We start from the raw sequence: 14,277 nt of genomic DNA, 5'->3' as shown, positions 1-14,277 counted from the left end.
TTCAAGGACGCGGGAACCGACCGGAGCGCGCGGCCCGTTGTGGGTGCGGGACGGGGCCGCGCCGGCGAAAGGGGGCCGTATGGATGCCGCGTTGCTGCTGCGGGCGCTGTGCACGGTGTCCGGACTCGCGTTTGTGCTGCTCGCTCTGCGGTGCGCCCTGACGGCACGGCGGCTGCGGCTGCGGGGACTGCGGGCCACGGGGTCCGTGACCGCGCGGGCGGCGGCCGGCCGCGGGGACGCCGGGCTCGTGGTGTTCCCGGACCACCAGGGGCGCGTACTGACCTTCGACCCCGGGGCCTACGCGCCGCTGTGCGGGCTGCCGCGGCCCGGCGCGAGCGTGTCCGTGGTCTATCTGCGCGAGCGTCCCGAGACCGCCCGGCTGGAGACCGTGTGCCATCTGCTGGCACCGTCGTTCGGATGGTTCCTGGCGGCGACGGCCGCGTTCGGCACCGGCGTGGTGGTGTCCCCGTGAGCCGGGGCGGACCCCGCGTCGTCGAACTCGACGTCCTGCGCGGCTTCGCGCTCTTCGGCATCCTGCTCGTCAACGCCCTGATGGCGGCCGGTCCCTACTACGGCTTCGGCGGCGGTCCCGACGCCCCGGCCGTCGACCGGGTGGCCGCCTGGCTCGTCACCGCGCTGGTCTCCGGCAAGTTCTATCTGCTCTTCTCCTTCCTCTTCGGCTACAGCTTCGTGCTCCAGGAGCGCTCCGCGGCGGCCGCCGGCGCCCCCTTCGCGCCCCGCCATCTGCGCCGCGTACTGGGCCTGTTCGTCCTCGGCCTCGCCCACGCGGTGCTGCTCTACCCCGGCGACATCCTCATGGCGTACGCCGCCCTCGCGCTGCCCCTGTACGCACTGCGGGGCCTCGCTCCCCGTACCGCCCTGCGGACCGCGGCCGTACTCGTCGCCGTCCTGTTCACCCTGCTGCTCCTCGAAGGTGTGCTCAGCGTCGCCGTCACCGAACCGGTCACCGCCGCCGAGCACGCCCCGCGGGCCGCCGACACCGTCACCGCCCACCGCGGCGACGCCCTCACCGTCCTCGGCGCCAACCTGAGCGAGCTCCCGTCGGCGATCGCCGCGCATGTGCTGTACGCCCCCGACCTGTTCGCCGCCTTCCTCGCCGGGCTGGCCGCCGCGAAGTCGGGGCTCCTGGAGCGGCGCGGCCGGGACAGGGCATGGCTGCGGCGCACGGCCCTGCGGTGGCTGCCGGTCGGCCTGCTGGGCGCCCTGATCGCGGCCGGCTGCGCGAACTGGCCCCTGGACAGCCGCTGGTCCGCCGTCGGACACGCGGTGACCGTCCTGACCGGACCCGCGCTGACGGCGTCGTACGCCTGCGGCCTGCTCCTGCTGCTCGACCGGGCCCGCGGTCCGGCCGCCGTGCTCGCCGCCTCCGGACGCCTCGCCCTCACCCAATACCTCACCCAGTCACTCGTCCTCGCCCTGGTCTTCACCGGATACGGCCTCGGACTCTACGACCGGGTCGGCGCCGCCCTCGTCGTGCTCGGCTGCGTCCTGCTCTACGCCGCTCAACTCGCCCTCGGCGTAAGGCTGACGGCCCGGTTCCGGTACGGGCCGGTCGAGCTGCTGCTGCGCCGGGTCACGCTCGGGCGGCGTCCCGGTGACCGTCCGCCGGACCCTTCGCGAGGGGAACTCCCCGCACCGCCCGCCGGGCGGCCCGCTCCGTGATGGCCGCCGTCTCCGCCTTCGCCGCGGCCGCGACCGCCGCGGCACCGGGCTCCTTGTACCAGGGCCGCAGCCTGATCAGGGCGGGCCGGACACCGGTGGCGAGAAGCAGGGCCGTGCCCTTGGGCAGCGCCCGGATCCGGTCGGGCGGCAGCACGGCCTCCTGACGGTAGGAGTACGACCGCGACGTGCCCTCCTTGCTGTGCGAGACGCTCGGGGTCCGCACGTCGTGCTGGCCGACCAGGGTGGAGATCTTCTGCACGAAGTCGGCGTCGTCCAGGCCCGCGCCGAGCAGCTTGACCGTCGCCGCGCTCCACATCGCGTCCATCCCCATCTCGCCCCACACCCGCGCACCCTGCCGGTAACTCTGGAGCAGCGTCACGACGTTGATGCCACGCGAGCCGAGGTGCGAGTAGAGGTCGGGCAGATCGGAGATGCGGCACACGTTGGCCGCCTCGTCGAGGACCGCGGTCAGCGGCGGGTCGAGCCGCCCGCCCATCCGTTCGGCCGCGACCACGCCCGCCCGCATCGTCGCGTCGGCGATACCCGCGATGACACCGGCCGCCGAACCACCGCCGTCCTTGGAGAGCAGATAGAGCGTGTCGGTGCCGAGCACATGCCGGTCCGGGCGGAACTCGGGCAGCCCGGGATCAGGGGTGACCCAGGCGAGGATCTCCGGATCCAGCAGACAGGACACGGTCTGGCGGGCCGTCTCGTAGATGCCGTCCCGGGTCTCCACCGCACCCCGTACCGTGCCCTGGAGCTGCTCCGCCATCGCGGTGAGCCGCACGTCGCGCAGCAGGTCGACCGGGGTGCGGTCGGCGGGATCGGCGAGCCAGCCGAGCAGTTCCCGGACGGGGGCCCGGCCACGGGCGGCCGCCAGGAACAGGGCGGTGAGGGTGTTCTGGGCGGCCGCGATCCAGAAGTCCTTCTTCGCGGTGTCGTCGTTGACGGAGGCCACGAAGTGGCCGGCCAGCCGGCGCGCGCCCTCGATGGTGTGGCACTCGGCGAGCATGTCCCACCACATGGCACGCGGCGCGTGCGCGATGCCCTGCGGATCGAACGTCCACACCGCGCCCGCCTTCTCCCGCTCGGCACGGGTGACGGCGTACACGTCGGACTTGTTGGACGTGAGCAGCACCGCACCCTGGGCGCGCAGCACCCGGGGCACCGCGATGCCGGTGGACTTCCCGGCCCGCGGAGCCATCAGGTCCAGCTCCACGTCCTCGTAACTGCTGCGCAGCTCGGGCCCCCTGGGGGACAGGTCGCCGAGGAGGTTGCCGGTCTCGTCCGGGTGCAGCTCCCCGCGGCCCTGGAGGGAGGGGCGCAGTTCGCGGGCGCGGGCCTCGATGCCCTTGGGGCACATGGCGGCGAGCTCCCGGGCACCGGCGAGACCGCCCTGGCGCGAGCGGCGGCCCGTCAGGAACCGGGCGGCGAAGGCCACGGGCACCGCGAGCAGCACCAGCAGCGCGAACATGCCCGCGTACACGGCGGCGGGCGGTGTCCCCGGCCACAGCGCCCCCGTGCCGTCGGAGGCCAGCCGGCCCGCCGTGGACAGGGTGAAGGGCGGGGCGTCCCAGCCATGACCGGTGAGCCCCGCGCCGAGCGTCCCGCCCGCCCAGGCGAGGGCGAACACCGCCAGGACCGTGCCGACGATCGCCGCCACGGCCCACTGCACCTGGTCGTTGAGCGGACCGCCGCCCGGCCGCCCGCTCACGCCGTCGGCTCCTCGTTCGGTGTCCAGCGGGTGTTGGTGTTGTGCAGCCGGCGCTCCGCGTCCGTGATGGCGACCTTGATGGGGATGCCGGGCCGGCCGCCGACCTTGATGAGGAAGCGGCCCCGTCCCGGCGGCTCCTCGTTCTCGCCGGACGTGCCCCAGCCGGGCGGCGACGACCAGGACGACACGAGGTCGATCTCGCGCCGGGACAGCCCCACCACCTTGCCGAGGTCCTCCATCTCCGCCTTCGGCAGCCCCGCGCACACCACCATCCCGGCCCGCTCGACGAACCCGCGGGCCTTAGCCCGGTCGGCGTCGGTGCCGAGGGCCTCCGCGTCCTTGAGGGTGTGGGTGATCTTGGCGTCGCCGAGCCCGAGGGAACGGTTGAGGCGGGTGAGCGCGTCGATGCGGTCGACGATGCCGGAGGCGGCCCTCAGCGGACGCCACAGCTCGTCGAGGACCGTGAAGAACCAGCGCCGGGGGGCGAGTCCGGCGTCCGCGAGGGCGTGCGAGGCGGCCACCGTGCCGAGCCCGTCGGACCAGGCGGCGAGCATCGCCGCGGCGGTCAGCTGGGTGTCCGCCTCGCCGATCCCGGAGATGTCGATGCACACGGCGGGCGCGTCGGGGTCGATGTGCGTGGACGTCTCGGAGGCGAAGGTGTCGCCGAGCGGACCGTCGAGAATGCCCAGCAGGGAGCGGTGCAGCGGGTCGACGGCGTCCCGGTAGCGGGTGACGTCGCCCCGGTCGAGGGTGACCGCGCGCACCCGGTCGGGGCCGTCGGTGAGCACCCGCAGCACGTCGGGCAGCAGCACGGCCCGGCCGGCCGGCGGTCGCTCCCGCAGATGGTGCAGTACGGCGGAGAGCACGGACTGTTCGTGGTCGTCCATGGACCGCCCGCGCACGATGGTGATGAGCGCGGCGACCATGTTGAGGACCCGGCCGTGCGCCTCGGCGTTCAGCACCTCGCCCGCCTTGCCGCCGATCTTCGCGGCGGCGGCCCCCATCGCGCCCGGGTCCAGGACGTTGATGCCGCCCCGGCCGCGGCCGATCGAGATCACCTGGCCGCCGAGCGCCCGCACGGTGTCCGCGTAGTCCGGCTTCAGGTCACCGAGGACCAGCGGGACCACACCGGTCGCGGCCAGCCCGATCAGCATCCGGTTCACGAGCGTCGACTTGCCGAGACCCGGCATGCCCAGCATGAACAGGGAGGGGTTGGAGATGTAGCGGGCGCGGGTGAACCAGTTCAGCGGATCGCCGCAGACCGTCGCCCCGGTGAACAGATGTTGCCCCAGGGGCACTCCGGTCATCGGCGACCCGGAACCCGCCGCGAACGGCCACATACCGCAGGCCTGCACGGTGGTGGCCCGCCACATGGTCGGCGGATCCAGGTAGCCGACCCGGCCGCCGCCCGCGCCCAGCCAGCCGCGCGGCGGGACGTACAGCGGCCGGGGCCGCGGCGCGGGCTTCGCCCTGCGGGGCCCGGGGCGCTCGGACACCCGGCCCGCGTCCTGCTCCTCGGCCGTCCGGTCGGCCAGTTCGGCCCGCCGTTGTTCACGCCGGCTCACAGCGCCTCCTGCAACTCGTGCGGTACGAGGGTCTGTTCCCACGGGAGGATGCCGGCGGGCAGGGTGCAGCTGAACGCGGCGGCCTGCATCCGGTCGGCCGGCCGCATCAGCACACGCGCCGCCGCCGTCAGATTGCGCACCGCGACACTCGCGTCGGCCAGCTCGGCCATCGTGTCCACGGTGACCGTCATCATCAGCGAGAACTCCACGAGCCCCGCGCCCGACGCCTCCTCCGCCGCGGTCTGTTCCGCCGCCCGCACCTCGGTGGCCGCACGGGCCTGCACCATGCCCTTGCCGGACGTCGCCATGAACTGGGCGCTGCGCCGGTCCGCCTCGACGATCCGCGCCGACGTCGCCGGGTCGATCGGCCGGTAGACCAGCGCGACCCGCTTGCGGCGGGTGGCGGGGGTGGCCTCCAGCATGCCCCGCAGCACCGAGGAGCGGACCGTGCCGCGCGGCGCCAGCGTCATCAGCCAGGTCCGCGACACCCCCGAGTCGTGCTGGTACGCGTTGACCGTCTCGACGGCGGCGGCCGGCCCCGCGTCCTCCCACTCCAGACCGGTCCCGCCGTGCTGGGCCCGGGCGGTGAGGACGTCGGCGGCGACGGCCGGGTCGTAGGCGACCCGGACCACCTCGGCGATCCGCTCGGCCGACAGCGGGTACGCGGCGCCGCCGCCGGCCGCGATCAGCCCGCTGAGCAGACCCGGGATACGGATGGCGAGGTCGGCGATCACCTCCTCGCGCACCCGCCTGCCGCCGGGGACGCCGTAGGTGAGGGTGACGTAGGTGTGCATCTCGGAGGAGGCGGTCGGGTAGCGCTCGACGACCTCCTCCATCACCGCGCGGGCGGCGGGCGGCGCGTCCGGGTGGATACGGGGCAGCACCTCGTGGGCGAGCCGGGTCCCCGGGTCGGGGGCGGTCTCCACGATCACCGAGGCACCCCGCAGGCCGGGTTCGTGCGCGAGCCGCGCGAGCCACTCGCCCCACAGCGCCACCCATACGTCCACCTGGTCCGGGTCGATCAGGGAACCGCCGTCGGGCTCACAGCCCAGGACGATCGTGTACAGGTTGCGGGCCGGGTGGTGCAGCACGCCGAAGGGGCGGTCGTAGGCGTCACGTCCCTCCGTCGCGGTCACCTTGTTCAGCAGGCCGGGCGGCCGGAACCGCCCGCCGGGCCGCGCGGACATCGGCCCCGACACATACAGATGCGCGCCCTTCGCCTTCCGGCGCGACCAGCCGACGCGCAGGGTGATCAGCTGGTAGACGTTGCGGCCGTCCTGGGTGCGGACGGCGAGCGGGGCGAGCAGCAGGGCCGTCGGAACGGACACGGTCAGCGCCGCGCCGAGCGAGATCAGCGACGCCAGCAGGGTGATGACGAGCCCGCCGAACACCCCGAAGGTGCCGACGAGTCCGAGCGGCCCGAGCCCCGCCCGCCGTGGCCTGCGCCAGTTTCCGTAGGTCGGACGGGTGGCGGCTTCCGTGGACATGAGACTCCGGATTCCCTTCTGAGGGGGTGGGGTTGGGGGCGGACGTTGGGGTCGGGGGGAGGAAAGGTGACCGCCGGGCTCCAGGGGGATGGAGCCCGGCGGCCGTTCAGGGGAGGGCCGCCGGCGCGCGGACCGGCGCGGGCCGGGCACGGGCCGGGCCGGGTCCCTCCGGTGTCGCCCCGGGGCTCACTCGTTGTGCCCCTGCCTGCCGTCGGCACCCTCGACGGCACCGGCGGCCCCCTGGGCGACGGCCTGGGTCGTGGCCGTCACCAGGGTGACCGCCGCGGCGGCCGGACCCGCGGCCGCGGCCGCACCGCCCGCCACGCCACGGGCCGCGGCGGCGGTACCCGCGCCACCACCTCCCGCGCCGGCACCTCCGGCGGAGCCACCGCCGCCGCCCCCGGTCGGTTTGAGGGCTCCGCCCGGCCCCTGGGAACCACTGCTCCCCGAGGACCCGCCGCCTGCGGACGAACCGCGTGACCCGGACGAACCGGATGAACCGGTACCCCCGCCCGCCCCGGACGCCCCCGACGGTCCGCGCCGGCCCGACTGCTCGCCACCGCCGCCGGAACCGCCGCCGGCGAGCTGGATCGCGCCGGAGGCCACACCGCCCGCGACGCCCACCGCCTGCCCCGCGGGGTTGCCCGTGCCGAGCGCCGCGGTGGCGGGCACGATGAGCTTCAGCAGCGCCGGCAGGGCCACCGCGGACAACAGCATCACGGCGATACCGGCGATACGGGTGTGGATGGTGATGTTGGCTTCACCCGGCGCGGCCGTCTTGCCTGCGCCGGTCATCACCGAACCCGCGTAGAGGACGAGCCCGGCCGCGGGTTTGTACAGCAGCCAGGCGATCATCCAGCCCAGGTGCTTGCGCCACCAGCCGCTGCCCCAGTCCGTCATGGACGCGGCGGCGGCCACCGGGAGCGTGCCGAGGAGCACGATCATGACGCCCATCCGGACGTACAGCAGGATCGTCTGGAGGATCCCGGCGATCAGCAGCAGGAAGGCCAGGATCAGCTTGACGAAGGACCCGACACCACCGATGTCCGAGCAGCCGCCGATCTGCTTGAGCTGTGCCGTCGCACCCGCGTTGAACAGATGGGTGGCGTACTCGTCCGAGACGGCGACGGCGGCACCCACGACCAGGGTGGCCGCGCCCGAGACGAGGACGACCCGGAGGATGCCCTTCAGCGCGGTGATGCCCGCGGTGCCCTTGCGCTCGATGGCCATACGCGCGGCGGCGAAGAGCAGCGAACCGACGGCCAGGTAGACCACGATCCAGCGCGTCTGACCGCTGATGTCCTTCGACGTCGCCGTCGACTCCAGCGTCGGGATGCCGGTGATGATCGCCCCGAACACCTGGAACGCCGCGTAGAGGATGAAGTCCGCGATCGTCCCGACGATCGTGCCGATGGGGTCGCCCAGGAACTCGAAGAAGCCGAGGAAGGCGTCGATGATCGGGTTGCCGGACTTGTTGCAGCCCATGTGTCAGCCTCCCCACAGCACATAGTCGTTGGTGTTCTCGACGGTCGTCACCTGCGAGTACAGCGAGCCGTCGGCGCTCGGCAGCACCTTCCAGTCGCCGTCGCTCCAGCGCACCTCGATCGAGGTCGCGGTGAAGCCCTGGCTCCCCCTGATGAGCAGCGACACCGTCGCCGCCTCGCGGGTGTACGAGAGCACGGAGAAGCCGGTGTACGTGGCCACGCTCTTGCCGCCCTCGGGGCGGGCCGTGTCGGCGACCAGGGCGCGCAGGAACTCGAACATGTCCCGCCCGGTTCCGGCGACCAGCTGCTGGTCGACGACGGTCCGCCAGCCGGGCTCGCTCATCTGACTGGGGATCACGGTGGCCGCCAGGGCGGCGCCCGTCGGCGTGTGCGCGAAGCACCACCACAGGGACCCCTGGATGCGGGTGGGCCCCGCCGAGGGCGAGACGGGCACCCGTCCGACACCGAGGGAGCGCCAGCCGACGTCCTCGGGTGCGGCCTTGGGCCGTCCGTCACCGGCGCTGTCGTCGGTCGCGCAGCCCTCGGGACGGCCCCCGGGCCCGGCCTCGCCGGTCAGCGGCCCGCCGCCGGCCGGGGCCTTGGCCTCGGCCTGTCCGGCGGCGTCCGAACCGGACGAGGTCAGCGCGAGGAGCCCGCCCATGACCACCGCCACGGCGAGGAACCCGGCCGACCACTGCCAGCCGCGCTGTGTCCAGTACGGCCCGGACTCCTCGGCCCGAGGCTGTCTGCGTAGCAACATCCTGAGTGCCCGTCTCCCCGGCTCAGTCGAAGACGAAGGAGACCAGCGGGCCGGCGGTGGCCACGAGGATGCAGCCGCCGAGCACCATGCCGAGGCGGCTCATGTGCTCGGAGCTCTCGCCCCGCTTGACCGAGATGGCCATCATCGCGCCGGTGACCAGCACCCCGGCGACACCGGCGGCGGTGCCGGCCCAGGCGACCAGGCCGAGGACCGTGTCGACCTTCTCGGTCAGCTCCGGGGGAGCGTCGCTCTCCGGGGCGGGCACGTCGGCCCGGAAGGAGAGCAGGCTGGAGGATATGGCGAGCAGTGGGGACATGAGGATCTCCGGTAGGAGTCGGAACGGGATCGGGACGGAGGGCGGCACGGAAAGGGCGCACACAAGAGGCGGCGCGGGTCGCGGACGAGCTGCTATTGGCCGCCAAGGAGTGACAGGTCGCCCAGGAACGTGACGAGGGGCCCCGCCGTCGTGGCGACCAGGGACGCGAGGGCGACGAAGAAGATGCCGCGGAAGTGCTCGCCGCCCTCGCCCGGGTCGCCGCGCCGGAGCTGGAGGGACATGTTGATCCCGACGACCAGCAGTCCGAAGACCCCGGCCGCGGACGCGCACCAGGCGAGCAGGTTGATGATCGGCTGGGCCGACGCCGGATTGAAGTTCTCCGCGGCCAGGACGACATCGCCGGAGAGGAACCGTGCCGTCACCGGGCACCTCCCTCGCGACCGGTCCCGGCGCCCACCAGGTCACCGAGCCGCGCGAGTTGCGGGGGTACGCGCCGCAGCCGGCCGTCCACCCGCCACTCGGCGATCCACGGCACCCGCCGCACCCGGGCGATGGACCGGATGACCCGGACCCGGCGCAGCAGGCTGAGCGGGAGCAGGCCCGGGGCGTCGGCGACGAGCGCGACACACAGCAGGTCCAGCCCCGGCGGGGCGTGCCCCTCGTCCAGCGCCTTCAGCGCGTGGGACACGGCCCGCAGCCCGTGCGCGCTGGTCCGCCCGACGAGCACCACCCGCCGCGGCTCACCGCGCCGGGGGTCCGGCCACCGGGCGCCCACGTCCACCCCGCCGAGCACCTCCACCAGCGAGGTCACTCCCGCCCCGCCGTGCGCCTTGACCCACCCCACGTCGTCGCGGGACGCGCCCCGCGCCACCCGGGGACGCCGGGGCTCGTGACCCCATGTGCCCTCGGGGACGGCGGAGGCGGAGGCGGCGGGAGCCGCAGGAGCGGCGGAGAGCCGGTTCACCGGGGCGGGTTTCGGGGCGGGTGCCGGGGAGGCGCGGCGTGCGGGGGCGGACTTCGGGGCGGTACGGCGGGTTGGCGCGGGGGTTGGTGCGGTACGGCGGGCCGGGGCTGGTGCCTGGGCCTGCTTCGGGTTCGGTGAGGTGCGACGCACCTGTGCCTGTGCCGGTGCCGGTGCCTGTGCCTGTGCTGGCGCGGGTGTGGGCGCGGGCGCCGCCTGGGCCGCCGTACGCCCTCCGCCCTCGGCGCGTGTCGATGGGGCCGTGGAGGCCGGGGGAGGGGAGCTCGGCCCCCGTTCCCACACCGGCGGGCCCGGAGTCCTCGTCGTACGAGTGCCCATCCGCTTCCCGCCCCCCTCGTCGCCTGTGCTTCCGTCACTCTGGATCATCTGTTTTCCGCCGCTTTGAACTTATTCGCCCTCGGCGCCCGTTGGGATCTGTCGGGCCCGGCGGACAGCACAACGGGTGGTCCGGCCAAGACGGTTCAAGCCGAGGGGAAGAAGGCGCGCGCGGATGGCGGAGAGCGAAGAGGGCGGTGCCTCGAACGCCGTCCGCAACGGCATTGCCGCCGCTGGGACCTGCGGCTGCCTGATGCTGCCGTTCGTCCTGCTCGGCGGGGTCGTCGTGGTGATCGTCTTCGGCGGGCTGGGTGTCCTGCTGGCCCCGCTCATCGCGCTGATCCTGTTCTTCGGCGGCGGTGGCGGTACGGCCGACCAGGGCGACGCGGACGAGGTGATCGCCGTCTTCGAGGGCGACGGCAAGGGCGCGTTGGCGGAGTCGACGGTCTCCGCGGACCTGGTGGATCCGATCGAGGAGGCCGGCGCGCTGTGCGACGCCGTCGGCCCGATTGTCATCGCCGCCCAGATCGAGCGCGAGTCCGGCTTCAACACCTCGATGGTCGGCCCGGACGGCAAGGAGGGCATCTCACAGCTGCCGCCCGACATCTTCAAGAAGTACGGCAAGGACGAGGACGACAACGACAAGACCTCGGCCTTCGACGCCGCGGACTCGATCCTGGCGCAGGGCCGCCACATGTGCGATCTCGCCGGCCAGGCCCAGCAGATGGTCAATGCCAAGGAGACCGACGACAGCGTCCTGGACCTCACCCTGGCCGCCTACCGGGTCGGCATGGACGCGGTCCGCGCGGCGAAGGGCGTTCCCAGCACCAACGAGGCACAGGGGTACGTCGCCTCCGTCCGCGCCCAGTTCGCCAAGTACAGCGGCCTCGCCGCCCCGCCCTCCGGCGCCACCCCCGGCGTCACCCCCGCCTCCGGCACCCCCTCGGCCCCGGCCGACCGGGCCGCCGGAGCCCCGCCCGACTCCCCCGTACCGTCCGCCAGTTCGTCACCCACCGCATGAGGAGGAGCGCCATGGACCGCATCGAGGTGTACATCTCCGACGAGGGCCTCGCCGAGATCGACGGGGAACCCCTCGTCCCCGCCCCCGACCAGTCCGTGCACGACGCTGTGCTCGACCGGTTGCAGTGGTACGCCCAGGAGCGGGCCGCCTCCGTGGAGGCGACGGTGAACCAGGGCTCGGGACCCGACCGGTTCGCCCTGCGTGTGGCCCCTGACGGTTCCAGCCGGCTCCTCGTCTCTGACGACGAGGACACCCCGTCCGGCCACCCCGCCCTCGACGATGAAGACGCCCCGTCCGCCGGCCCCGCCCCCGACGACGAAGACACCCGGTCCGCCGGCCCCGCCCCCGACGCCTGGGTGCTCGCGGAGGCGGTCGCCCGTGCCATGGCCACCGCGCGGGCCACGTCCCCCGGCGCGCCCGCGACCGTCGAGGTCCCGGTCGCGTTCGCCGAACGCATCGCCGCCGTCAACGCGCTGGTGGCCGCCGGCCGCCCGGCCGAGGCGCTGGCCGACGCGACCGAGCTGCGGGAGAACCTGACGCGCACCGCGGGCGCGGAGGATCCGCACGCGCTGGAGGCGCGGTCCCTGGAGGCGTACGTCGCCCATCTGTGCGGCGAGCACCGCGAAGCCGTGGTGCTGGCCCTGGGCGTGGCCCGGATCCGGTGCGCGGCCGGCGACCCGCGGGCGCCGGTCGACGTGGCACGCGCCGCCTCCTCCTGGCAGCGACTCGACGACGACCGGGCCGCCGTCGTCCACGGACGCGAACTGCTGCACGTGTGGGACGTGTTGAACCGCCGCGGTCTGCTCACTCCCGGCCACCGTGCCGTCGCCGAACGGGTCCGCAGGCACGTGGAGTCGCTGGAGGCCTACGCCTGAGTCACCCGGGCACACCCGAGCCGACCCCGTACCCATGAGTCACTTCCGCCGCCCCGACGACTCATGTACGCCCGAGCCACTCACGTACAACCGATGTCAATCGCTCATGGACCGCCCGTCGCGAAACTCCGTGAACCAGGAGGCCCCGTTCCGGTCCGTCGGACCGGGGCCGGCCCTTGTGAGGAGCAGGAGCACACACCATGAACGTGACGGTCATCGGCTCGGCGAGCGCGGCCACCCCCGAGGAGCGCGCGCTGCGTGACCTCTACCTGGAACACGGCCCGGCGCTCTACACCTACGTGCTGCGCATGCTGGGCGGCGACACGTACCGGGCCGAGGACGTCGTCCAGGAGACCCTGCTGCGCTGCTGGAACACCCGGAACCTGGCCGACGACGAGGGGATGGCCGTACGCCCGTGGATGTTCCGGGTCGCCCGCAACCTCGTCATAGACACCCACCGGACGCGCATGGCACGGCCGTTGGAGGTCGGCGGCGACACCTGGCTGACCGAGTCGCGCGCCGAGGCCGACGACATCGAACGGCTGCTGTCGTCCGTGGTGATGCAGGACGCGTTGCAGGCGCTGACCCCCGCGCACCGCGACGCGCTCATGGCGACCTTCCTCGCGGACCGCACCACCCAGCAGGCCGCCGAGACACTGGGGGTGCCGCAGGGCACCGTGAAGTCACGTGTGTACTACGCCTTACGCAGCCTGCGATCGGTCCTGGAGGAGCGCGGGGTGAGGTGAGCCGGTGGCTTTCGGCGCCCGCCGGTCAGCCGGAGCGCGGCCCCCGACGGGCACCCGCGGCCGTCTCCAGGAGCAGCTTCGCGGCGACCGTGCGCCCGTCGGTCCGGATCGTGCCGGCCACCTTCCGCGCCCGGGCCCGGGTCGCCGGTGTCAGTACCGAACCGAGCGCCGCGTGCAGGGAGTCGACGGTCGGCGTCGGGCCGTCGTGCGCCACACCGCTGCCCAGGCCGGCCACCCGCGCCGCCCAGAGCGGCTGGTCGGCGGCCAGGGGGATCACCACCTGGGGGGCGCCGGCGCCGGTGGCCGTCGTGGTGGTGCCCGCCCCGCCGTGGTGCACCACGGCCGCCACCCGCCGGAACAGCGCCTGCTGGTTGACCTCACCCACCACAAAGCAGTCGTCGGCGTCGTCGATCGGGGCCAGGCCCGCCCAGCCGCGGCCGAGCAGCACCCGCCTGCCGTGTGCCCGGATCGCCTCGACGGCCACCCGGGCGATGTCCTTCGGCGCGTACGCGGCCATGCTGCCGAGCCCCACGTACACCGGCGGCTCGCCCGCGTTCAGGAACGCCTCCAGCCCGGCGGGCAGCGGACGGTCGTCGGGCAGGATCCACGCGCCCGTCTGCACCACGTCGAGGTCCGTCATGCCCCGTGCCGGACACAGGGTCGCGTCGGCGGCCAGCCACGGCTGGCCGGTGAAGACATGGTCGCGGACGTTGTCCACCGGCGGCAGCCCGAGCGACGCCCGGCGGCGGTTGAGCGCCTCGCGGTACAGCGTGTTCACGCGCAGCGCGTCCTGCTCCCACAACTCCCGGACGGCGTCCTCGCTCTGCGGGCCCCCGGCGTCCGTCCGCACCCCCGGCGGGAAGCGCCGGGACGGCAGCCCGAAGACGTCGAAGCACGCGAACACATAGGGAATGCCCAGCAGTTCGGCGATCTCCCGCGCGCCGACCGGCATCAGACCGCCCGCCAGCAGCACGTCACATCCCTCGGCCGCCGCGCCCAGCGCCTCGAACCGGGCGTCGACCAGTTCCGCGGCGAGCCGCAGCCCGTCCTCCGGCGTCGGCGGGGTGCCGGTGAGCAGCGCGCGCACATGCGGGCCGAACGGCACCAGCGGCACACCGGCCCGCGCCATCAGCGCCGCGAACTCCTCGTCGGGCGGCGCGCACACCCGTACCTCGGCGCCCAGTTCCCGCAGCCCCGCGGCCAGTCCGGCCAGCGGTTCCACATCCCCGCGCGATCCCACGGTCGTCAACAGCACTCGCACTTCGCAGCTCCCGTTTCAGCAGGTCAGGGCGTTCGACCGCCGATTCTGCGGCATCCCCCGGGCCTTGCCGCAAGCCCCCCGGTGCGCTATACGTTGAGAAGGGCAAG

General features: G+C 74.0%; 14 protein-coding genes. 5 read left to right on the top strand and 9 right to left on the bottom strand.

Going from position 1 to position 14,277, the window contains the following annotated elements:
- The first annotated feature begins 79 nt into the window (after positions 1-79).
- Complete coding sequence (locus ACIQAC_RS15240) at positions 80-472, top strand: DUF3592 domain-containing protein (protein ID WP_402190934.1); 393 nt, start codon at positions 80-82, stop codon at positions 470-472.
- Entirely contained in the window at positions 469-1,683 is a 1,215-nt protein-coding gene (locus ACIQAC_RS15235; protein WP_402190932.1) for a DUF418 domain-containing protein, read from the top strand. Before ACIQAC_RS15240 ends, ACIQAC_RS15235 begins: the two co-directional genes overlap by 4 nt.
- Here the strand turns inward: ACIQAC_RS15235 and ACIQAC_RS15230 are convergent.
- The 8 genes from ACIQAC_RS15230 to ACIQAC_RS15195 form a co-directional block, all read right to left on the bottom strand.
- On the bottom strand, positions 1,595-3,397 hold the full coding sequence (locus tag ACIQAC_RS15230) for a type IV secretory system conjugative DNA transfer family protein (RefSeq protein WP_402190929.1): 1,803 nt from the start codon (positions 3,395-3,397) through the stop codon (positions 1,595-1,597). The two genes, ACIQAC_RS15235 and ACIQAC_RS15230, sit on opposite strands and share 89 nt — an antisense overlap.
- The gene (locus tag ACIQAC_RS15225; RefSeq protein WP_402191749.1) at positions 3,394-4,893 is read right to left on the bottom strand and encodes an ATP/GTP-binding protein; all 1,500 of its coding nucleotides are present in this window, start codon (positions 4,891-4,893) and stop codon (positions 3,394-3,396) included. The genes ACIQAC_RS15230 and ACIQAC_RS15225 overlap by 4 nt, the downstream gene beginning before the upstream one ends.
- Before the next feature lie 65 nt (positions 4,894-4,958).
- Entirely contained in the window at positions 4,959-6,449 is a 1,491-nt protein-coding gene (locus ACIQAC_RS15220) for an SCO6880 family protein (RefSeq protein WP_402190927.1), read from the bottom strand.
- A 186-nt stretch (positions 6,450-6,635) separates the two neighbouring features.
- Positions 6,636-7,934: a hypothetical protein gene (locus ACIQAC_RS15215; protein ID WP_402190925.1), complete on the bottom strand. Its 1,299-nt coding sequence runs from the start codon at positions 7,932-7,934 to the stop codon at positions 6,636-6,638.
- Between the two features lie 3 nt (positions 7,935-7,937).
- Positions 7,938-8,693 carry a hypothetical protein gene (locus ACIQAC_RS15210; RefSeq protein WP_402190922.1) on the bottom strand — a complete coding sequence of 252 codons (756 nt, stop codon included), beginning with the start codon at positions 8,691-8,693 and terminating at the stop codon, positions 7,938-7,940.
- A gap of 22 nt (positions 8,694-8,715) precedes the next feature.
- Positions 8,716-9,009 carry a hypothetical protein gene (locus tag ACIQAC_RS15205; protein ID WP_402190920.1) on the bottom strand — a complete coding sequence of 98 codons (294 nt, stop codon included), beginning with the start codon at positions 9,007-9,009 and terminating at the stop codon, positions 8,716-8,718.
- A 92-nt stretch (positions 9,010-9,101) separates the two neighbouring features.
- Positions 9,102-9,392, bottom strand: a complete 291-nt coding sequence (locus tag ACIQAC_RS15200; RefSeq protein ID WP_402190917.1) for a hypothetical protein — start codon at positions 9,390-9,392, stop codon at positions 9,102-9,104.
- Positions 9,389-9,934 carry a hypothetical protein gene (locus ACIQAC_RS15195; RefSeq protein ID WP_402190914.1) on the bottom strand — a complete coding sequence of 182 codons (546 nt, stop codon included), beginning with the start codon at positions 9,932-9,934 and terminating at the stop codon, positions 9,389-9,391. The genes ACIQAC_RS15200 and ACIQAC_RS15195 overlap by 4 nt, the downstream gene beginning before the upstream one ends.
- Before the next feature lie 508 nt (positions 9,935-10,442).
- Here ACIQAC_RS15195 and ACIQAC_RS15190 point away from each other — a divergent pair.
- The 3 genes from ACIQAC_RS15190 to ACIQAC_RS15180 all read left to right on the top strand — a co-directional run bounded on the left by ACIQAC_RS15190 (position 10,443) and on the right by ACIQAC_RS15180 (position 12,909).
- Complete coding sequence (locus tag ACIQAC_RS15190) at positions 10,443-11,288, top strand: transglycosylase SLT domain-containing protein (RefSeq protein ID WP_402190911.1); 846 nt, start codon at positions 10,443-10,445, stop codon at positions 11,286-11,288.
- Between the two features lie 11 nt (positions 11,289-11,299).
- Positions 11,300-12,163, top strand: coding sequence for a hypothetical protein (locus ACIQAC_RS15185; RefSeq protein WP_402190908.1), 864 nt, complete (start codon positions 11,300-11,302; stop codon positions 12,161-12,163).
- A gap of 200 nt (positions 12,164-12,363) precedes the next feature.
- Positions 12,364-12,909, top strand: a complete 546-nt coding sequence (locus tag ACIQAC_RS15180; protein ID WP_402190906.1) for a sigma-70 family RNA polymerase sigma factor — start codon at positions 12,364-12,366, stop codon at positions 12,907-12,909.
- Positions 12,910-12,934: 25 nt separating this feature from the next.
- On the opposite strand, the gene ACIQAC_RS15175 is transcribed toward ACIQAC_RS15180, so the two are convergent.
- Entirely contained in the window at positions 12,935-14,170 is a 1,236-nt protein-coding gene (locus ACIQAC_RS15175; RefSeq protein WP_402190904.1) for a glycosyltransferase, read from the bottom strand.
- Positions 14,171-14,277: the final 107 nt, after the last annotated feature.

The organism is Streptomyces sp. NPDC088387, from assembly GCF_044753385.1.
Classification (GTDB): Bacteria; Actinomycetota; Actinomycetes; order Streptomycetales; family Streptomycetaceae; genus Streptomyces.
The sequence above is the reverse complement of the archived record's forward strand: the minus strand, read 5'-3'. Positions and strand labels throughout refer to the sequence as shown.